This window comes from Streptomyces sp. NBC_00873 (genome assembly GCF_045207415.1).
Classification (GTDB): domain Bacteria; phylum Actinomycetota; class Actinomycetes; order Streptomycetales; family Streptomycetaceae; genus Streptomyces.
In genome coordinates this window covers 5671717-5691471 of record NZ_CP108803.1, presented here as the reverse complement: position 1 = coordinate 5691471, position 19755 = coordinate 5671717, and the positions used below count along the sequence as shown (strand labels likewise).

16 protein-coding genes and 1 pseudogene are annotated in these 19755 nt (G+C 69.1%); 9 read left to right on the top strand and 8 right to left on the bottom strand.

All coding sequences use genetic code 11. From position 1 onward, the window contains the following. Window position 1 precedes the first annotated feature (1 nt). From OH809_RS26420 to OH809_RS26410, 3 genes are all read right to left on the bottom strand, one after another. The gene (locus OH809_RS26420) at window positions 2-1000 is read right to left on the bottom strand and encodes a DNA-3-methyladenine glycosylase family protein (protein ID WP_406420159.1); all 999 of its coding nucleotides are present in this window, start codon (window positions 998-1000) and stop codon (window positions 2-4) included. A gap of 57 nt (window positions 1001-1057) precedes the next feature. Continuing rightward, the gene (locus tag OH809_RS26415; RefSeq protein WP_406420161.1) at window positions 1058-2149 is read right to left on the bottom strand and encodes a sugar phosphate nucleotidyltransferase; all 1092 of its coding nucleotides are present in this window, start codon (window positions 2147-2149) and stop codon (window positions 1058-1060) included. Window positions 2150-2262: 113 nt separating this feature from the next. Beyond that, complete coding sequence (locus tag OH809_RS26410; RefSeq protein ID WP_406515703.1) at window positions 2263-3609, bottom strand: peptidoglycan recognition protein; 1347 nt, start codon at window positions 3607-3609, stop codon at window positions 2263-2265. A 138-nt stretch (window positions 3610-3747) separates the two neighbouring features. Here OH809_RS26410 and OH809_RS26405 point away from each other — a divergent pair, with 138 nt between their 5' ends. The 4 genes from OH809_RS26405 (at window position 3748) to OH809_RS26390 (ending at window position 9686) form a co-directional block, all read left to right on the top strand. Continuing rightward, window positions 3748-4512 (top strand): TIGR03089 family protein, encoded by a 765-nt coding sequence (locus OH809_RS26405; RefSeq protein WP_406515702.1) that lies wholly within the window; start codon window positions 3748-3750, stop codon window positions 4510-4512. Between the two features lie 153 nt (window positions 4513-4665). Then, complete coding sequence (locus OH809_RS26400; RefSeq protein ID WP_406515701.1) at window positions 4666-5934, top strand: LCP family protein; 1269 nt, start codon at window positions 4666-4668, stop codon at window positions 5932-5934. A 223-nt stretch (window positions 5935-6157) separates the two neighbouring features. Next, on the top strand, window positions 6158-7936 hold the full coding sequence (locus OH809_RS26395) for an LCP family protein (protein ID WP_406420169.1): 1779 nt from the start codon (window positions 6158-6160) through the stop codon (window positions 7934-7936). Between the two features lie 49 nt (window positions 7937-7985). Further along, on the top strand, window positions 7986-9686 hold the full coding sequence (locus OH809_RS26390) for an LCP family protein (RefSeq protein WP_406515700.1): 1701 nt from the start codon (window positions 7986-7988) through the stop codon (window positions 9684-9686). Between the two features lie 70 nt (window positions 9687-9756). Here the strand turns inward: OH809_RS26390 and OH809_RS26385 are convergent, their stop codons facing one another. Next, window positions 9757-10770 (bottom strand): glycosyltransferase family 2 protein, encoded by a 1014-nt coding sequence (locus tag OH809_RS26385; protein ID WP_406515699.1) that lies wholly within the window; start codon window positions 10768-10770, stop codon window positions 9757-9759. A 272-nt stretch (window positions 10771-11042) separates the two neighbouring features. On the opposite strand from OH809_RS26385, the gene OH809_RS26380 reads away from it, so the two are divergent. Continuing rightward, window positions 11043-12407, top strand: coding sequence for an LCP family protein (locus OH809_RS26380; protein ID WP_406424970.1), 1365 nt, complete (start codon window positions 11043-11045; stop codon window positions 12405-12407). A 68-nt stretch (window positions 12408-12475) separates the two neighbouring features. Here OH809_RS26380 and OH809_RS26375 read toward each other — a convergent pair whose 3' ends face one another. Next, a complete protein-coding gene (locus tag OH809_RS26375) occupies window positions 12476-13024 on the bottom strand; it encodes an acyl-CoA thioesterase (RefSeq protein WP_406420175.1) in 549 nt (182 codons plus the stop codon). 120 nt (window positions 13025-13144) lie between these two features. Here OH809_RS26375 and OH809_RS26370 point away from each other — a divergent pair, with 120 nt between their 5' ends. Next, a complete protein-coding gene (locus tag OH809_RS26370) occupies window positions 13145-14455 on the top strand; it encodes an LCP family protein (RefSeq protein ID WP_406420177.1) in 1311 nt (436 codons plus the stop codon). A 99-nt stretch (window positions 14456-14554) separates the two neighbouring features. On the opposite strand, the gene OH809_RS26365 is transcribed toward OH809_RS26370, so the two are convergent. Together OH809_RS26365 and OH809_RS26360 are read right to left on the bottom strand one after the other, a co-directional pair. Then, window positions 14555-14764 carry a DUF397 domain-containing protein gene (locus tag OH809_RS26365; RefSeq protein WP_406420179.1) on the bottom strand — a complete coding sequence of 70 codons (210 nt, stop codon included), beginning with the start codon at window positions 14762-14764 and terminating at the stop codon, window positions 14555-14557. Beyond that, window positions 14761-15639 carry a helix-turn-helix transcriptional regulator gene (locus tag OH809_RS26360; RefSeq protein ID WP_406515698.1) on the bottom strand — a complete coding sequence of 293 codons (879 nt, stop codon included), beginning with the start codon at window positions 15637-15639 and terminating at the stop codon, window positions 14761-14763. Before OH809_RS26360 ends, OH809_RS26365 begins: the two co-directional genes overlap by 4 nt. A 163-nt stretch (window positions 15640-15802) precedes the next feature. Between OH809_RS26360 and OH809_RS26355 the strand changes: the two are divergent. The 3 genes and pseudogenes from OH809_RS26355 to OH809_RS26345 all read left to right on the top strand — a co-directional run bounded on the left by OH809_RS26355 (window position 15803) and on the right by OH809_RS26345 (window position 18411). Continuing rightward, a pseudogene (locus tag OH809_RS26355) lies at window positions 15803-16241 on the top strand (ATP-binding protein). Window positions 16242-16518: 277 nt separating this feature from the next. After that, on the top strand, window positions 16519-17505 hold the full coding sequence (locus tag OH809_RS26350; protein WP_406420181.1) for a helix-turn-helix domain-containing protein: 987 nt from the start codon (window positions 16519-16521) through the stop codon (window positions 17503-17505). Between the two features lie 33 nt (window positions 17506-17538). Next, window positions 17539-18411, top strand: coding sequence for a hypothetical protein (locus OH809_RS26345; protein ID WP_406420183.1), 873 nt, complete (start codon window positions 17539-17541; stop codon window positions 18409-18411). Window positions 18412-18593: 182 nt separating this feature from the next. Here the strand turns inward: OH809_RS26345 and OH809_RS26340 are convergent, their stop codons facing one another. Beyond that, the gene (locus OH809_RS26340) at window positions 18594-19751 is read right to left on the bottom strand and encodes an acyl-CoA dehydrogenase (RefSeq protein WP_406420184.1); all 1158 of its coding nucleotides are present in this window, start codon (window positions 19749-19751) and stop codon (window positions 18594-18596) included. Window positions 19752-19755 lie beyond the last annotated feature (4 nt).

Here is a 19755-nt window from a genome sequence, read left to right as displayed (position 1 = left end):
CTCAGAGGCGGGCGATGTCGCCTCTTGTCATGCGCGGAGCTCTGCGGGACGGGGTGTGGCCCGAGAGCAGGATGAGGCGGGTGGCTCGGTGGCGCTGGCCCTCGTAGGGGGTGAGGAGCGTCAGCATTTCCGCGTCGTCGGCGTTTCTGTTGCCTGCCAGGGCGTGCCCGATGATGCCGGGGAGGTGGAGGTCGCCCACGGTGACCGCGTCGGGGTCTCCGTTGGCTCGTTGGAGGGTTTCCGCCGAGGTCCAGGGGCCGATGCCGGGGATCAGTTCCAGGCGGGCAATGGCCTCGGGGAGGGGCATCGTCGCCGCTTCTTCCAGGCGGCGGGCGACTCGCACCGCGCGCAGGATCGTGGCCGAGCGCTTGGTGTCGACGCCTGCGCGGTGCCATTCCCAGGACGGGATCAGCGACCAGGTGCGCGGGTCCGGCATGACGTGCAGGCCGTGCGTGCCGAACAGGTGCGCCGCCGGGCCGGGGGCCGGGGTGCCGTACGTACGGACCAGGAGGCGCCAGGCGCGGTAGGCCTCGTCGGTGGTGACCTTCTGTTCCAGGATCGACGGGATCAGCGACTCCAGCACCAGGCCGGTGCGCAGCAGGCGCAGTCCGGGGCGGCGGTGCCGGGCCGCGGCGACCAGGCGGTGGCGGGGGCGGAAGGCTTCCGGGTCGTCCTCCGCGCCGAGCAGGGCCGGGAGCTGGTCCAGCAGCCAGGACGCGCCGGGACCCCAGGCCGTCGCCTCGATCCGGCCGCCCCGGTCGGTGATGTGGAGCGTGCCGGGGCCTGCCGGGGTACGGGTGGCCCGCCAGACCGAGCCGTCCCGGTCGATGCGGAACGTCGGGTCGGCGGGGCCGCGGCGCAGCGGGCCGAGGACGAGGCGCAGGTCGAGCGGGCCCGGCGGGGTCCAGTCCCGGGTCAGTGCCTCCGGTGCCGGACCGGTCGGCACCTGGCGTGGGACGGGCGTGCGCGGGGCGCTGCGGGGAGCGAATCGTCCTGCCACGGTGAGGTCCTCGGTCGTCGGGGGTGCGTGTCGAGGGTACGCGCCGCAGCGCGCCCGTCATTCGTCCGACGAGAAACGGACCGACGCGTCCGGCAGGACGGCACCGCACCAGACACGGACGCCGTCACGCAGTTCGTTCTCGGCGCCGACGTGGGCGCCGTCGCCGATGACCGCGCCCACCAGGACCGTGCGGCTGCCGATCCGGGCACCCGCTCCGACCAGGGAGTCCGTGATCACGGCGCCGGGTTCGACGACCGCTCCGGCCAGTACCGCGGAGCCGTCGATCCGGGCGCCCTCGCCGATCAGGGCGTCCTCGCCGATGACCGTACCGCCGGTGAGTTTGGCGTCGGCGGCGACGGATGCGGTCGGCAGGACGAGCCGGTCGCCGCACCGGCCGGGGACGGCCGGGGACGGGGCGCGGCCGAGGACCAGGTCGGCGGAGCCGCGTACGAATGCCTGCGGCGTGCCGAGGTCCAGCCAGTACGTGGAGTCGACCATGCCCTGGAGGTGCGCGCCGGAGGCGAGCAGTCCGGGGAAGGTCTCGCGTTCCACGGAGACCGGCCGGCCGGCCGGGATCGTGTCGATGACCGAGCGGCGGAAGATGTACGCCCCCGCGTTGATCTGGTCGGTGACGATCTCCTCGGGCGTCTGCGGTTTCTCCAGGAACGCGGTCACCCTGCCCGTGGAGTCCGTCGGTACGAGTCCGAAGGCGCGGGGGTCCTCGACCCGGGTGAGGTGGAGCGAGACATCCGCGCCGGAGGTGGCGTGCGAGGTGACCAGCGCCCCGATGTCGAGGCCGGTGAGGATGTCGCCGTTGAAGATGAGCACGGGTTCGTCCGGGCCCGAGGTGAGGCGGGACGCCACGTTGCGGATGGCTCCGCCGGTGCCGAGCGGTTCGCGTTCGGTGACGTACTCGATGTGCAGGCCGAGCGACGAGCCGTCGCCGAAGTACGGCTCGAAGACCTCCGCCAGGTACGAGGTCGCGAGCACGATGTGCTCGACGCCGGCGGCCCGTGCCCGCGCCAGTTGGTGCATGAGGAACGGGACACCGGCCGCCGGAACCATGGGCTTCGGAGTGTGCACCGTGAGCGGGCGCAGTCGGGTGCCCTTGCCACCGACCAGGAGAATCGCTTCTTTTGCCTCTGTCACGGCACGTCTCTGCTTCCTGCTGGGGCCGGGCCTGGTTTTGGCTGGCCAGTGTATGCAGACCGGCCGGTTCATCACCGTCCGGCAGCCCCGCAGCAGTCCGCAGCGGCGGGTCGTCAGCGGCCTTGCAGACGGGCGGAGGTGGTCCGGGCCGTGCCGAGCTTCTCGTAGAGGCGTTCTCCCGGGCATTCGGTGACGAAGCCGTCCCGGTGGCCGGAGATGACCTTGAGTTTGACCTTCGTCCCCTTCTTGAACCGGTTGCCGCCGCCGGAGACGAGCGTGGTGCTGCCACTGGGGTCGGCGCCGAACAGGCCGAGCTTCCAGGCGCTGAGCGAGGCGACGGCGTTCACCACCGCGGTGGGCGGCTTGGACGTGGTGAAGGTTCCGAGCACCGCAATGCCCATGCTGTCGGCGTTGAAACCGAGAGTGTGCGCGCCCTGGACGGCCTTCGTCACGCCTCCGGCGCGTCCTTCGTAGATGGTTCCGCACTTGTCGACGGCGAAGTTGTAGCCGATGTCGCGCCAGCCGCTGCTCTCGACGTGGTAGCGGTAGATACCGCGAAGGACCGAGGCCGCTTGCGAACACGTGTAGCTGTTGCCCGTGGCGGTGTGGTGGATGAAGGCGGCCTTGACGGACTTTGTGTACACGAAGGTGCTCTCGCGGAGCTTCTCGTCGGCGCCCCAGCCCTTGCGGGTGATGATGGTCGGGCGGGGGCCGATGTACGGCTTGCTGCCCGGGGCGACGCCGTCCTCGGCCTCGCTCTCCGCCTCGGTCTCCGTCTTGCTCAGCGCGGGGAGAACCAGGGCTTCGGAGGACGGGGCACGACTGTCCCCGCCGCCGGCTGCGGCTCCCGGGCCGGCTGCGGGGAGTTGTCGAGGGTCCTTGCCCGGGTCGACGAGTTCGAGCCGCAACCCGTCGGGCAGCGGGACGCTGGCGCCGCTGTTCCCGTCCCGTACGTCGGTCACTTCGGGGCTCACCCGGACCTCGACGCCGTCGGAGTCGCCGACCCAGAGCGGAGCGGTGGAGCCGCGGACGGTCCCGGAGTCGCGTTCGGCGGTGCCGGGGTCGGCGCCGTGCTCGGCGTTGTGGGTCTCCAGCTCCTGCCAGTCCGACCAGTGGGTGGTGCCGGTGGCGCGGGTGCGGACCTGGACGGTGCCGTTGAGTTCCACGTCGGCGTCGTCCCAGACGACACCGACCAGGGAGAAGGGGTGGACGTCGCGCCGGGGCAGGCCCTGTTCGGCGGTGGCGGCGGCCTCGGTGGGGGCGCCGGTCGCCCGCGTGGACGCGGTGGGCAGCGCAGTGAGTGGCAGGGACTGGGTCGACCCGGACACCTCGACGGGGTCGGCTGCCTCGGTCTCTGCGGTGACGGTGGTGTCGGGGGCGGCGCCCGCGGGCGCGGCGAGCGGCAGGACGAGGGCTGCCGAGCAGGTGACACCAATGGCGGATGCAATGAAGGCACGCATACGAACGATCTTGGGCACAATCCGATAGCTCCGGCTACTGGGGCATCTCTCCACAATTGACGAGCCGTCTGCCGAACCGGTGTACGCGACACCTGTGGCACCCGGTCCCGTCCGGCGCGGCCGCGTACCCTTGCGCGGATGAACGCCAGCGACCGCACCCCTGCCGACCTGCTGCGTTCCGCGCTCGCCGCGGACCCGGCCCGCCCCATGGTCACTTTCTACGACGACGCCACCGGAGAACGGGTCGAACTGTCGGTGGCCACCTTCGCCAATTGGGTGGCCAAGACAGCCAATCTGCTGCAGGGCGACCTGGCCACGGAACCCGGCGACCGGCTCGCTCTCCTGCTGCCCGCGCACTGGCAGTCCGCGGTCTGGCTGCTCGCCTGTTCCTCGGTCGGCGTCGTCGCCGATGTGCAGGGTGACCCCGCCGCGGCCGACCTCGTCGTGACCGGTCCGGACACGCTGGACGCGGCGCGCGCCTGCCGCGGCGAGCGCGTCGCGCTGGCCCTGCGTCCACTGGGCGGCCGGTTCCCGCAGCCGCCCGAGGGCTTCGCGGACTATGCCGTGGAGGTGCCGGGCCAGGGCGACCGGTTCGCGCCGTTCGCACCGGTGGACCCGGACGCGCCCGCGCTGACCGTCGGCGGTGTCGCGCTGACGTCGGCGCAACTGGTCGCGCGCGCCCGCGAGGACGGTGCGGAGCTGGGTCTGACGCCCGGATCCCGGCTGCTGACCGGGCACACCTACAACACCTGGGAAGGGCTCAGCGCCGGGCTGTACGCGCCGCTGGCCACCGGTGGCTCGGTGGTTCTGTGCCGGCACGTGGACCGGCTGGACGAGGACGGGCTCGCCAAGCGCATCGGGAGCGAGCGGGTCACCAACACCGCGGCACGACCGGCAGTCTGAGGGCACTCGTACGGCCCACAGCGGGCCGAGCCCCCGGGCCCGCGCCTCAACTCCGGTACATGATCAGCCGTACAGGCCCTGGGCACAACCAAGCGTGGGGTTCAGCCGTCTACTCCTGCGACCGGCGGCCCAGCGCGCTGCCGAACGTGAAGGATGGACGCAGACGTGACCGAAAGTGCCGGCACGCCGCCGGACCCCGACCACTCGGCCGCGGACAAGGACGACGACACGTCGAGGGGCGAGTCGCAGGACGGGCCGGACGGGAAAGCCTCCCGCGTGCGGTGGCGGGACGAGGCCGTCCCCGCCCGGCGCAGGCGCCACTGGGTGCGCTGGGCCGCGCTCGCCGCCTCGTTCCTCGTCCTGGTGGCCGCCGGCGTCGGCTGGCGGCTGTACCGGAAGCTCGACAGCAACATCAGGACGGACACGTCGGTGTCTGCCGAACTGCGCGCGTACGAGAAGGAGCGCCCGCCGTCCGTCGTGCACGAGGCGCAGAACATCCTGCTCATCGGCTCCGACAGCCGCGCCGGTGACAACCGCAAGTACGGTCGCTCCTACGGCGGCAGCCAGCGCTCGGACACCACGATCCTGCTGCACCTCCCCGCGGACCGGAAGAGCGTCACCGCGATGTCCCTCCCGCGCGATCTGATGGCGGAGATCCCCAGCTGCCGCGCATCGGACGGAAAACGGACCAACAAGCAATTCGCCCAGTTCAACTGGGCCTTCGAGTTCGGCGGCACTGCCTGCACGATCCGTACGGTCGAGCGGATGACCGGGATCCGCATAGACCACTACATGGTCGTCGACTTCAACGGCTTCAAGGACATGGTCGACGCGGTGGACGGTGTCGAGGTCTGTCTCAAGGAGCCGATCGACGACCCCGACGCGCACTTGAAGCTGCGCGCGGGACGCCAGAAGCTCGACGGTGAGGAGGCACTGGGGTACGTACGGGCCCGCAAGTCCCTCGGCAACGGGAGCGACACCGACCGGATGGACCGCCAGCAACGTTTCCTCGGCGCGCTGGTGAACAAGGTGCAGAGCAACGGCGTCCTGCTCAACCCGACCCGTCTCTATCCGGTGCTGGACGCGGCCACCAAGTCGCTGACCACGGACCCCGGCCTGGACAGCCTCAAGGACCTGTACGCGCTGGTGCGCGGCGTACGCGACGTACCGACCGACAAGGTGCAGTTCCTGACCGTGCCACGACAGCCGTACGCCGCCGACCCGAACCGGGACGAACTCGTCCAGCCCGACGCGGCCAAGCTCTTCAAGCAGCTGCGCCAGGACGCCCCTGTCACCGTGGTCCCCGCAGACGAGCTGGCACGCAGGAAGAACGGGAATGGGCACGCCTCGGAGTCCACGAGCCCGACCCCCACACCCACCTACTCGGGCAACAACGCTGCCGCGGACCTGTGTAAGCAGTAAAGCAATGGCCAAGGAATTGTCGACGATCGGCGCGCAATGAGCAGAATGACCGGTTGTGAGGTCCGTGGAATTTGTCACGCCCGTCGCCCGACGCCGAACTTGGCGGATAGTGTGACGCGATCCGGTGCTTCCGGCCGTCAGGTCGCGCACTGCTGGAGCGAAAGATCGAGCGCCTTGTCGGGGGAGGCGCCTCGCGTGGCACCGACGGAGGACTCAAACAACCGTGGATGCGCAAAGCCGTGGGCGGGCGGACGAAATCGATCCCGCAGACCAATGGGTTCTCAACCCGCAGACCGGCGATTACGAATTGCGACTGACCCAATCCGGAGGGAATTCGAGCCGCATGCCGACCCCTCCGGGGCAGCGTGGTTCCAGGCGTGCAGGTGCGGTTCGTGAGGGCGGTGGCGAACGCAGAAGCGGTGCGCGTGACGACGGCGGGCGGGGCAACGGGCCGCGCCGCGAGGTGCCGGCACAGCGTGGCCGTCGTGCGGCCAATGGCCCGCGCGGGCCGGAAGGTTCCGGTCCGGACACCGCGGGCCGGCGCAAGCGCAAGCAGACCAAGTCCCGCCGCAAGAAGGCGCTCATCTGGACGTGCGGCGCGATGGCCTTCGTACTGGTCGGCCTGTCGGTGGGCGGATACGCGCTGTACCAGCACTTCAACAGCAACCTCGACGCTGTCGACGTCGGTGACGTCGGAAACAAGAACGTCGTCACCGCCGACGCCCCGATCAACATCCTGATCATCGGCACCGACAAGCGGACCGGTAAGGGCAACGAGGGGTACGGCGACAAGGGCAGCACCGGCCACGCCGACACCAACATCCTCTTCCACGTCTCCAAGGACCGCACCAACGCGACGGCGCTGAGCATCCCCCGCGACATGATCACCAACATCCCGGACTGCGAAACCACGCTGCCGGACGGCACGAAGAAGGTCATTCCGGGGACGCAGGGCGTCCGGTTCAACACCAGCCTGGGCCAGGAAGGACGCGACCCGGGCTGCACCATGCGTACCGTCGAGGAGATCACCAAGCTGAAGGTCGACCACTTCATGATGGTCGACTTCAACGCGGTGAAGGAGCTGTCCACGGCGGTCGGCGGCGTCAAGGTCTGCCTGGCACATCCGGTCAAGGACTCCAAGTCGCACCTCGACCTTCCGGAGGGCGAGAGCAAGATCCAGGGCGAGGATGCCCTGGCGTTCGTACGGACCCGGCACAGCTTCGGCAATCAGAGCGACCTGGACCGGATCAAGGTGCAGCAGCAGTTCATCGGCTCGATGATCCGGCAGATGAAGTCGGACGACACCCTGACCAGCCCGACCAAGCTGTACAAGCTGGCGAACGCGGCGACCAAGGCGCTCACCGTGGACAAACCCATCGGCTCGGGGACGAAGCTGGTGTCGCTCGCCAAGGAGCTCAGCAAGGTCGACACCAAGAACATCACCTTCGTGACCGTGCCGGTGATAGACAACCCGGCCGAGAAGGTCCACGCGACGGTGGTGCTCAACACCGCCAAGTCCGACCCGCTGTTCGCGATGATGCGCGAGGACACCTCGCTGACCGAGGTGAAGAAGCAGAAGAAGGCCGCCAGGAGCAAGCAGGACGCACTCCTCAAGGGCACCAAGGCCGCTGCCGCCGACGTTCGCGTCGATGTCTTCAACGGCGGCGACCGTGCGGGTGCCGCGCAGGAGACGGTCGCGTGGCTGCAGAACAACCAGGGCGTGCTCAAGTCCACCAACAAGGCCAACGCCCCAGCGAAGCTCGACAAAACGACGCTGGAGTACGCGCCGAACCAGGCGGACCAGGCCCGCGCACTCGCCGCCATGATGGGGCTGCCCGGCTCGGCCCTGAAGAAGGGCACCACCGACGCAGAGGGACTCCAGGCGATGGTCCTGACCCTGGGCGCGGACTTCAAGGGCGCGGGTGTGCCCATCACCGGACCGGCAAAGGCGCCGGCAGACATACCGCTAGGAAACGCCGCCAAGGCAGAGTGCGCCAAGTGACACCGGGTCACTGCGCCATTCCAAGAGTCTGAGCAGCAGGGGGGATCTGGTGGGACGGAGCAGCACACCCGGGGAGGGAACGCGACCACGCGTCCGGCATGCCGGACAACTCGGCTGGGACGACGGCCCGTCCGCCGGCTCCGACGACGGGCACGACAGCGGACGGGACGGCCGGCGGAACAGCGGCGGCGCCGGGGACCGGGACCGCCCGGGCCAGGGCGGGCGCCGCCGCGGGCAGTCGCACCGGCACGGCCGACGCGGGAAGCGCCGCATACTGCGCTGGATCGCCTGGATTCTCGCTGTGGTCATACTCGCCGGCGCCGGCGCCGGATACCTCTACTACCAGCACCTCAACGGGAACCTCAAGAAGGCGGACCTGACGCTCGGCGACAAGAAGATGGCCGACCACAAGGCCAATGCCGCCGGTCAGACCCCGCTGAACATCCTGCTCATCGGCTCGGACGCGCGGAACTCCAAGGAGAACCAGAAGCTCGGCGGGGCCAAGGACACCTTCGGGGCGCCGCCGCTGGCCGATGTACAGATGCTGCTCCATCTCTCCGCCGACCGCAGCAACATGTCGGTGATCAGCATGCCGCGCGACACGCTGCTGAAGATCCCGAAGTGCACCGACCCGAAGACGAAGCACGTCTACCCCGCAACCACGGGCCTGGCGATGACCAACGAGACGCTCGGCCGCGGCGGTCCCGGATGCACCGTGGCCACCTGGTACGAGCTCACCGGCATCACCATCGACCACTTCATGATGATCGACTTCGCCGGTGTGGTCTCGATGGCCGACGCGATCGGCGGCGTCCCGGTCTGCGTCAAGGGCAATGTCTACTCCCACACGAGCGACGGCAAGGGCTCCGGGCTGAAGCTGGAGGAGGGCACCACCAAGGTCAAGGGCAAGCAGGCCCTTCAGTGGCTGCGGACCCGCTACGGCTTCAAGGACGGCACCGACCTCAGCCGTACGCACGCCCAGCACATGTACATGAACTCGATGGTCCGTGAGCTGCGCAAGGGCACCAAGCTCACCGACCCGGGCAAGCTGATGAGCCTCGCCGAGGCGGCGACCAACGCGCTGACGGTCGACAAGGGCGACAAGGGCCTCGGCAGCGTCACGAAGCTGTACGACCTCGCGGGCGAGCTCAAGAAGGTGCCCACCAAGCGCATCACGATGACGACGATGCCGAACGTCTACGGAACGGGCGTGAACAGGGGCCGGGTGCTCCCCATGCCCGTCGACGCCGATCAGCTGTTCCAGATGGTCCGCGACGACGTCCCACTCGACGGCAAGGCGTCCAAGCGCAAGGCCCCGGCTGCCAAGAAGCCCACGTCGCCCATCGCCGAGATCCCGGTCAGCGTCCGCAACGGCACCGGCACCGGCACCGGGTACCCCGTCAAGGGCCGCGCGACAGAGGTCAAGGGACTGCTGGTCGGGAAGGGCTTCATCCAGACCACGGTCGATACGCAGAACACCGCGGCGGCGGCGCGCACCGGGGTGCTCTTCCCCAACGTGGACATGGAGGGCAATGCCCAGGCCGTCGCCAAGGCGCTCGGTATCCCGCTGTCGGCGGTGAAGAAGTCGACCGACGTCTCGGGCATCACGCTGACCGTGGGGGCCGACTGGCGCACGATCGGGGACTATCACGCGCCGAGCGCCGAGGAGAAGACCCCGGAGAGCGCAGGGGCCCTGAACGGCGACGACGAAACGGCCTGCATGCCCATCCAGCCGGGCTTCGGCTGGTAGCTCCGGACCGGGCACAACGCACTGTGGGGGCCTTCCGGCACATCGGAAGGCCCCCACACCGTGTCGGCAGCTACACCGTGACAGCCGGGCGCCGGCTGGCGATGACCTTCCTCGCCAGCGCGCGCGGGCTGGTCAGGAAGCCGTACCCCCATGACATGTGCATCGTCGCGAGCGCCACCGGGATCTGGGCCCGCGCCTTCAGCGACAGGCCCTTGCCCGCCGGGACGGAACCGGCGACGATCGCCGCGGCGTACCCGGCGGGGATGACGAACGCCCACGGGGTGACGGCCGCACCGGCCACGAGGCCCGCCGCGATCGCGCAGACGGCGGTCGGCGGGGCGAGATAGCGCAGGTTGATCGAGCCGGAGTGGTAGCGGGCGACGACATGGCGCCAGCGGCCGTAGTCCTTGTACTGCTTGGCCAGCGCTTTCACCGAGGGACGCGGCCGGTACTGCACCTTCAGCTCCGGCGAGAACCAGATCAGTCCGCCCGCCTCGCGGATCCGGAAGTTCAGCTCCCAGTCCTGGGCGCGGATGAACTCCACGTTGTACCCGTCCGCCTTCTCCAGCGCCTCGCGGCGGAACACGCCGAGGTAGACGGTCTCGGCAGGGCCCGCCTGGCCGCCGGTGTGGAAGGCCGCGTTGCCGACGCCGATCTTCGATGTCATGGCCGCGGCGACGGCGTCCTCCCAGGCGTTCTCGCCCTCGGCGTGCATGATGCCGCCGACGTTCTGCGCGCCGGTCTCCTCCAGAAGGCGGACGGCGGTCGCGATGTAGTTCGGCGAGAGCATGCCGTGGCCGTCGACCCGCACCACGATGGGGTGCGAGGAGGCCTTGATCGCGGCGTTGAGCGCCGCCGGGGTGCGGCCGGTCGGGTTCGGCACGGTGTGGACCCGGGAGTCCTCCCGTACCAGCTCGGCGGCGATCTCGTCCGTACGGTCCGTGGACGGGCCGAGCGCGATCACGACCTCCATCTCGCCGGCGTACTCCTGCTCCAGGATGTGCCGGACGGCGTCCCTGAGATGGCGTTCCTCATTGAGCACCGGCATGATCACGGAGACGGCGGGGTAGTGCGCGGCAGACATGTGGTCCTCGGGGGGTCCTCGGGGGCGCCGGGGGTTCTCACCCCAGGAGGCGGCGTTTCGGCCGCCACGTTACCGCGAATGGGGGACACGGGCGCGCGCCGCAAGGTCGCTTCCCGGTATGGAGATCGTACGGGCCTACTGTGCGAACGATCCCCTCGCACCGCGGAGGTCCCCCCATGCCCACACCGCACCGCTCCCCCCGTCCGCCGCGCCCCCGCGCCGCTCCCCCGCAGCTCAGGTCGAGAAACCAGGACGAGAGGCCCCGCTGGGGCATGCGGGTCGCGACCGGTCTGTCTGTGCTGGTGCTCGGCGCCGGTGGGATCGGTCACGCGTTGGTGACGAATCTGGAGACCGGGATCGACCGCATCGACCCGTTCAAGGACATGAAGAACCGGCCGCGGGCCGGGAACGGCACGAATCTGCTGCTCGTCGGCACCGACGGCCGCGACAGCATCAGCAAGGACGAGAAGAAGAAGTACCGGCTGGGCGGTGCGCCCTGCTACTGCACCGACACGATCATGCTGGTGCATCTGTCGGCGGACAAGGAACGCGCGAGCATCGTCTCCCTGCCGCGCGACAGCTACGCCGAGATCCCGGAACACCGCGACCGGAACACCGGCGCCGAGCACGCCGCCCACTCGGTGAAGCTGAACGCCGCCTACGCGGAGGGCGGGCCGAATCTGACCGTACGGACCGTCGAGGACATGACCGGCATCAAGATCGACCACTATCTGGAGGTCGACTTCACCAGTTTCATGAAGACGGTCGACACCCTGGGCGGGGTGCAGATCTGCACCACCCGGCCGATGAAGGACTCGTACACCGGTCTCGATCTCGCCGCGGGCACCCACCGGCTGAACGGCGGGCAGGCGCTCCAATACGTGCGCTCGCGCCATGTCGACGGGGCCGCGGACCTGGGCCGGATCCAGCGCCAGCAGAGGTTCCTCGCCTCGCTGATCAAGCAGACGACCAGCAGCGGTGTGCTGCTGAACCCGGTGAAGTTCCGGGACATCGCCTCGACGATGCTCCATTCGGTCCGGGCCGACGAGGGGTTCGGCACGGAGCAGATGCTGGACCTCGGCCAGGCGATGCGCGGCTTCACCGCGGCGTCGTCCGAGTTCACCTCCGTACCGATCAGCGATCCCTCCTATCCGGTCAAGGGCATCGGCTCGACGGTCAAGTGGGATCCGGAGAAGTCGACGAAGCTTTTCCAGGCGCTGCGTGACGACAAGCCCCTCGCGATGAAGCGGCCGGAGCAGGCAGCTGCGAAAACCGTCGATGTCGCGCCGCAGCAGATTCGGGTCCAGGTCTACAACGGGACCCCGATGGACGGCCTCGGCAGGACGGCCGACGACGCCCTGCGCGCCACCGGGTTCCGTACGACGCGGGCACCGCTCAACGGGGCACCGCGGGTACTGAAACACACCCTGGTCGAGTACGACCCGAGGTGGGACCAGTCCGCGAAGTCGCTGGCGGCGGCGCTGCCGGGGGCCGAGCTGCGGGCCGTCAAGGGGCAGGGCGCGACGATGAAGGTGACGACGGGAGCGGACTTCGGCAAGGTCGAGCGGGTACGGGCCGAGGACACGCACCAGGGCGCGTTCGCCGCGGTCACGGGCGACCAGGTGGCGTGCCCGTAGCGAGGCGCCCCGTGGGCGGAACTCCGGGGCGGTGGTCCTCCCGGAGCTCCGGGGAGGACGCCCTGCTGTCAGTCCTCGATGCCGTCCGCCGCGCGCTTCTCGCGCAGTTCCTTGATCGCGCGGCGCCGGGCCAGCCGGTGCGTGCGCCGGATCTGCGCCTCCTGGTAGCGCCGCTTGTCGCGCTCCGTCTCGGGGATCACCTGCGGTACGGGGCGCGGCTTGCCGTCCCCGTCGACCGCCGCGAACACCAGATACGCGCTGCCGACCTGCTGGGCCGGGGTCGATTCGTTCCACCGCTCGGCCATGACCCGGACGCCGACCTCCATCGAGGAACGGCCGGTCCAGTTCACCTGGGCACGGACGTGAACAAGGTCACCGACGCGCACCGGCTCCAGGAAGACCATCTCGTCCATCGAGGCCGTGACCGCGGGTCCGCCGGAGTGCCGGCCGGCCACGGCGCCCGCCGCGTCGTCGACCAGCTTCATGATCACGCCGCCGTGCACCGTACCCAGCAGATTGGTGTCGCTGCCGGTCATGATGTGACTGAGGGTGGTCCGGGACGCCGCAGTCGGCTTGCCCGGAATGTCGCCCTCTGGGTGTGGGGCCTGATCTGTCATACCGTCCACCTTATGCGGAGGGCCCCGGGCCGCGGACATTGCATCAGCTTCGCAACAGCCCAAGCCCGATACCTCACACCCCCTGTAATACCGGCATGCCCGGACTGCACACTGGACCGCATGAGCGACAGGCCCGGTGGATGGACCGACGACGACCGCAACGACCGCTACGGACGGGGCAGTGACAGCGCCCAGCCCGAGGGCGCCCGCGTCATGCGGCACGTCCAGCGGCACCCCGCACCGCCTCAGCAGCGCCCCGCGCCGCCGCAGCAGCGACCGACGGCGCCGCGACAGCGTCAGCCCGAGACACCGCAGTACTCCGGCGGCTATGGCGACAGCGCAGGGTACGACGGCGGTTACAACACGGGACAGGTCTACGGCGGCGGCAACGGCGGTGGCTACGGTCACGACGGCGGCCGGGGTGACGGCGGTTACCTCCAGGGGAGGCCCGCGCCGGACTGGCGCCGCCGGATAAAGATAGGCACCCTGACCCTCGTGGTCGTGGTGCTGGCCGTCTCCATCGGCACGTACTTCTGGGCCGACTCCAAGCTCAAGCGTGAGGTCGACCTCTCCAAGGTGATCGAGCGACCGCACCAGGGCGACGGCACCAACTATCTGATCGTCGGCTCCGACAGTCGCGCGGGCATGACGGCCGAGGACAAGAAGAAGCTCCACACCGGCTCGGCCGAGGGCAAGCGGACCGACTCGATGATGATCCTGCACGACGGCTCGAACGGCCCGACGCTGGTTTCGCTGCCGCGTGACTCGAACGTCGAGATCCCCTCGTTCAAGGGCTCCGACTCCGGCAAGCTCTACCCGGGCCGTGGCCGCTTCACCAAGCTGAACGCCGCGTACGCCATGGACGGGCCCGAACTGCTCGTCCGCACGGTCGAGTTCAACACCGGGCTGCACATCGACCACTACGTCGAGATCGGCTTCGGCGGCTTCGCCAAGATTGTCGACGCGATCGGCGGGGTGGAGCTCGACATCCCCAAGGCGTTCAAGGACAAGAACTCCGGCGCCGATTTCCAGGCCGGCAAGCAGACCCTCAACGGCGAGCAGTCCCTCGCCTTCGTGCGGACCCGGTACGCCTTCGCGGGCAGCGACCTGGACCGTACGAAGAACCAGCAGAAGTTCCTCGCGGCGCTGGCGAGCCAGACGGCGACGCCGTCCACGATCCTCAACCCGTTCAAGCTGTACCCGACGATGGGCGCCGGCCTCGACACTCTGATCGTCGACAAGGACATGTCGCTGTGGGACCTGGGCAACATGTTCTTCGCGATGAAGGGCGTCACGGGCGGCGATGGTAAGTCGATGAACATGCCGATCTCGGGCAGCACGGGCGGCAACCTGGTCTGGGACAAGGCCAAGGTCAAGCAGCTGGTCGAGCAGCTCAACAACGACGAGAAGGTCACCGTCACCGGTAACTGACGGTGGAGGCGAGAGGGCCCGGAGGACTCATCAGCTTCTTCTGGCAGCGTCGCGCTCCGAGTTCGGACCAACCGGGCTCGGAGCGCGCATGCGTAGAGGTCAGCTCCCGGACGCGTACGTCAAGAAAGCTGCCCACGTGGTCAGCGTGAAGCCGAGGTGCGGGCCGGGCACGTGCTTGGAGTCGCGAACGTGCACTGCGCCGGGGGCAGCCGCGGCTTCGACGCAGTCGTTACCGCTGCTGCTGTCGCTGTAGCTGCTCTTGAACCACTCCAGCTCGGAAGCGTCCTCGGCAGAGGGCTTGTGGATCATGTCTCTCCCAGCACTTGCTCGATGAAGGCCAGTGACTCCCCTGGCGTCAGCGCCTGAGCCCGGATCATGCCATACCGCAGCTCAAGGACCCGGAGCTGCTTCGGGTCGGAGACCGGGCGCCCGTTGAAGGCGCCGCCTGAGCGACCAACGGCCGTACCGTCTGCAAACTTCAGCACCTCGATCTCACCACCCAATCCAGGGTGCGTCTCACAGTTGAGCGGCATCACCTGTAGCGAGACGTGTCGCAACTGGCCCACTTCCAGGAGACGTTCGAGCTGGCAATGCAATTCCATTCTGCCCCCGATCGGCCGTCGCAGCGCAGTCTCTTCTTGGACGAAGCTGAGCGCGGGTGCTGGTAGACGGTCGAAGATCGAGCGTCGTGCCATGCGTGCCGCCACCCCTCGCTCCACTTCGTCCTGCGAGTAAGCGGGTTGTCGCGCCTCCAACAGCACACGCGCATGCCCCTCCGTCTGCAACAGGCCGTGGATGCCGTGGTTGGCGTACACCCCGAGCTCGACGGCTCGCGCCTCCATCCTCGCCAGATCCCGCACCTTCTTCGGGTACCGCACCTCCGCCACATCCCACTTCATCGCGGCCAGCTTCCCGCCCGCGCCAAGCACCTCGTCCGCCTTGTCCAGGAACTCCGGCCGGGGGATGCGCCGGCCGCCCTCCACCTTGTAGACCAGATCCTCCCCGTACCCGATCGCGGCGCCGAACTCGCCGGCACGTAGCCCCGCCGACTCCCGCCAGGCCTTGATCTGACGGCCCACCGCAGCGACCACCGCCACCCCGGACTCGTCGTCGGGGTCGACGTCCCAGCCGGGCTCGTCCGCTCCGCCGTCCCCGTGCTCCGTACCGGCCCCATCCACGCTCATCCGTGCCCCACTTCCGACATGCATGCCGTTCCTGCTCAACACCTGGTGTCCCCGGCACGTCACCCCGGACAGCCGGGACAGCACTGGACAAGCCCGGGACAATCGCCGTACGCAAGGGCTTCGTCGCTATTCACGGTACGTATGCCCGGCCACGCTGAGTGACGTGACCCAAGAAATCACTCGAACCGAACATTCCGCTCCCACCCGGCAGTTCACCGTGCTGCTCTCCCCCACCCGCCGGGGCGCCAGGCTCGCCCGTCTCCTTACCACGGCGCATCTGGGCGATTGGGGGCTCCCCTCGGAGTCGGCCGCGCACATCGTCGCCGAGCTGGCCACGAACGCCACCGTCCATGGCCGCGTACCGGGCCGGGACTTCCAACTGAGCGTCACGGTCCACCGCGACACATGCCTGCGGATCGAGGTGACCGACACCCGGGGTGAGCGTGCTGCCTCCCCCGCCCGGCACCACGGCCGTACCCGCCGACGACGCGGAATCCGGACGCGGCCTGCTCATCGTCGAGGCGCTCGCCGACCGCTGGGGCATCGACGTCGGGCCCGTTCCTCGCAAGACCGTCTGGGCCGAACTCGACCTCGTACCGTGATCGTCTCCACCGGGTCATGGACGCCCATGACCCGGTGAGCCACGTCGCAGCGTCCCACGACGCATAAAGCTTTAAAGAACCTGGGGAAATTACCCACCCCAACCCGACCCCACCCTGACTCGCATCACTCGCGCGGGTGACATATCGCAACTGGGCTGGATTTAAGGCGGGTTGGCTGGCATATGCTCGCCGCGACAACTACAGACATGCGACGGCCCCCGACGAGACGCCAATCTCGGCCGAGGGCCTGACCACCGAGGAAGTTCGGAGCTTCCCGATGGATACCCAGCAGATTACCGCGCCCTCGCGCGCCCCGTCCCCCGCATCCCGGTGCGCCACACCGTCATCCGGTGTCATCCACATCAACTTCCGCCGCGTCGCAGGCTTCACCGTCATCGGTAATCACCTCAGCCAACACCGCGGGCTCTCCCTCGTCGCGATCGGGCTGGCCGTGCACATCCAGTCGCTGCCCGCCGGAGCCAAGATCGGCATCAAGCACCTCGCCGACCGCTTCCCCGAGAGCGAGACCCGCATCGCCGCCGCCCTGCGCGAACTCGAAGCCACCGGCTACCTCCACCGCAGCCGCGTACGCCTCCCCAACGGCCGCATCGTCACCCGCACCATCTCGTACAACCAGCCCGGCACCGACCCGGCCTCCGTCACAACTCCTCAGCCCCGAACCAGGCCCAGCAAACCGGCAACCCCGCCGCCCCCACCACCGCCACGCGAGCCCGCTCCCGAACCGGAGCGCACCCAGGCGCCACAACCGCCCGCACCACAACCGGTAGCCGCACCGCAGCCCGTGCCCGCACCCGTCCTCGTACCAGCCCCCACCGAACGCACGGCACCACCCCTGTCGCTCCCTCAGCCGCAGTCCCCCACCCCGGAACTCCACCGCTCCGCGGCCGCTCTCCTCGCCGACCTGCGCCGCCACACACCCCAACTCGCCCTCTCCGAGGACGACATCCAGACCCTCACCCCCGGCGTCGCCACCTGGCTCGAACGCAACACCCACCCCGACACCATCCGCCACGCCCTCACTACCGACCTCCCGATTCCGCTGAAGCACTCGGCCAAGCTCCTGCGACACCGGATTACGACGCTGCTGCCACCCCCGCTGCCCGGAGCCCAGGACCTCGCACCCGCACGCCCCGACGTCATCGTCATCCCCCTCCAGAACTGCGACAACTGCGACCGCGCCTTCCGCTCCCGCCACCCTGGACACTGCCGCGACTGCCGCACGGACCTGCACACAGCCGCTTGACCGAAACACCACCCACAACCCGAACGGACCTACATGGTCAGCTCGCCCCACGAAGCAATGCACCGCATCTTCCAGGAGTACCCCGGGCTCTTCTCGCGCCTCTCCGTAGTACTCGGAGTCGCCTTCCCGCCGTCCACCTCCGCCGCCGTCCTACCCAACGACCTCACCGAAGCCCAGCCTCTCGAACGCCGAGTCGACACTCTCCTGCGCATCGAGACTCAGGACGACGGCCCCTTCCTCCTCGCCATCGAAGCCCAAGGCAGAAAAGACCCCGACAAGCCCGCAAGCTGGGCGTACTACGTCTCCTATCTGCTCAACAAGTACCGCTTGCCCACCACCCTGCTGGTCGTCTGCCAGGACCGCGCCACCGCCGAATGGGCCGCACGCCCCGTCCCTCTCGGCACACGACAATGGGCCACGCTCACCCTGAGCCCTCTCGTCGCAGGCCCGCACAACATGCCCGTCATCACCGACGTGGCCGAAGCCCGCAAAGACCTCGCACTCGCCACCCTGTCCGCCATCACACACGCCGACAATCCGGACGTCGGTGCCATACTGAAAACCCTGTCCGCCGCACTTCGGGACGCACCCGAAGCAATCGCCGACCCCGTCATCGAACTCACCGCACAGGGCCTGGGCAAGCGCCCGGCCGCACAACAGTGGAGGAACCTGGTGGCCGTGGACCTCTCGTTCTACAAGTCGCCCCTCTCGGAAGAAATCCGAGACGAAGGCCGTGCACAAGGCCGCGCGGAAGACATCCTGCTGGTCCTGGAAGCACGTGGCATCGACGTCCTGGACGAGACCCGTGAAAAGATCACCGGCTGCGGCGACCCCCAGCTCATGCGCCAGTGGCTCAGCCGCGCCGTCACCGCCACCTCCGCCGACGAGATCTTCACCGCGGAGTAGCCCCGCCCTGGTGCCTGCGTCCCTGTCCGCAGGCCCGACCTGAGAGCCGCAGGCTGCCCGGAGGGCGGACCTGACGCGACGACGCTCCCACCACGCAGAAGCGCCCTCGGTGTGCGCCAGGACATCACGCCCCTGACACGCACCAAGGGCACGTACCGTACCGGTCTGCGAAGCCGACCGCTCTACGGAAGGTTCCTCGCCATGACGATCCGCTGGACCTGATTCGTTCCTTCATAAATCTGCGTGATCTTGGCGTCGCGCATCATCCGCTCCACCGGGTAGTCCCGCGTGTAGCCGTAGCCGCCGAGCAGCTGGACCGCGTCCGTGGTGATCTCCATCGCGACGTCGGAGGCGAAGCACTTGGCCGCGGCGCCGAAGAAGGTGAGGTCGCTGTCGAGGCGCTCGGACTTGGCGGCGGCCGAGTAGGTGAGCTGGCGGGCCGCCTCCAGCTTCATCGCCATGTCGGCGAGCATGAACTGGATGCCCTGGAAGTCGGCGATCGGCTTGCCGAACTGCTTGCGCTCCTGGACGTAGCCCTTCGCGTAGTCGAGGGCACCCTGCGCGATGCCGAGGGCCTGGGCCGCGATCGTGATGCGGGTGTGGTCCAGGGTCTTCATCGCCGTGGCGAAGCCAGTGCCCTCCTCGCCGATCATGCGGTCGCCGGGGATCCGGACGTTGTCGAGGTAGACCTCGCGAGTCGGGGAACCCTTGATGCCGAGCTTCTTCTCCGGGGCGCCGAAGGAGACGCCCTCGTCCGACTTCTCGACAACGAACGCCGAGATGCCCTTGGAGCGCTTGGTCGGGTCGGTGACGGCCATCACCGTGTAGTACTCGGAGACGCCCGCGTTGGTGATCCAGCGCTTCACGCCGTTGAGGACCCAGAAGTCGCCGTCGCGGACGGCCTTGGTCTTCATGCCGACGGCGTCGGAGCCCGCGTCGGGCTCGGAGAGGCAGTACGAGAACATCGCGTCGCCCTTGGCGAGCGGGCCCAGGTACTTCTTCTTCAGCGCCTCGGAGCCGGCGAGGATCACCGGGAGCGAGCCCAGCTTGTTCACGGCCGGGATCAGGGAGGAGGAGGCGCAGACGCGGGCCACCTCCTCGATCACGATCACCGTGGCGAGGGCGTCGGCACCGGCGCCGCCGTACTCCTCGGGGACGTGCACGGCCTGCAGCTCGGAAGCGACCAGGGCGTCCAGCGCCTCCTGCGGGAAGCGGGCCTCCTCGTCGACCGCCGCCGCGAACGGGGCGATCTTCGCCTCGGCGAGCGCACGGACCGTCTCGCGGAGCATGTCGTGCTCCTCGGCCGGACGGTACAGGTCGAAATCGGTGGAACCCGCCAAGACT

What these genes read in the sequence shown, in the direction of transcription:
- OH809_RS26410 (WP_406515703.1), bottom strand. Translation starts at nt 3,609, where the DNA reads ATGCGTGCCTTCATTGCATCCGCCATTGGTGTCACCTGCTCGGCAGCC.
- OH809_RS26405 (WP_406515702.1), top strand. Translation starts at nt 3,748, where the DNA reads ATGAACGCCAGCGACCGCACCCCTGCCGACCTGCTGCGTTCCGCGCTC.
- OH809_RS26400 (WP_406515701.1), top strand. Translation starts at nt 4,666, where the DNA reads ATGGACGCAGACGTGACCGAAAGTGCCGGCACGCCGCCGGACCCCGAC.
- OH809_RS26385 (WP_406515699.1), bottom strand. Translation starts at nt 10,770, where the DNA reads ATGTCTGCCGCGCACTACCCCGCCGTCTCCGTGATCATGCCGGTGCTC.
- OH809_RS26380 (WP_406424970.1), top strand. Translation starts at nt 11,043, where the DNA reads ATGCGGGTCGCGACCGGTCTGTCTGTGCTGGTGCTCGGCGCCGGTGGG.
- OH809_RS26375 (WP_406420175.1), bottom strand. Translation starts at nt 13,024, where the DNA reads ATGACAGATCAGGCCCCACACCCAGAGGGCGACATTCCGGGCAAGCCG.
- OH809_RS26370 (WP_406420177.1), top strand. Translation starts at nt 13,145, where the DNA reads ATGAGCGACAGGCCCGGTGGATGGACCGACGACGACCGCAACGACCGC.
- OH809_RS26365 (WP_406420179.1), bottom strand. Translation starts at nt 14,764, where the DNA reads ATGATCCACAAGCCCTCTGCCGAGGACGCTTCCGAGCTGGAGTGGTTC.
- OH809_RS26360 (WP_406515698.1), bottom strand. Translation starts at nt 15,639, where the DNA reads ATGAGCGTGGATGGGGCCGGTACGGAGCACGGGGACGGCGGAGCGGAC.
- OH809_RS26350 (WP_406420181.1), top strand. Translation starts at nt 16,519, where the DNA reads ATGGATACCCAGCAGATTACCGCGCCCTCGCGCGCCCCGTCCCCCGCA.
- OH809_RS26345 (WP_406420183.1), top strand. Translation starts at nt 17,539, where the DNA reads ATGGTCAGCTCGCCCCACGAAGCAATGCACCGCATCTTCCAGGAGTAC.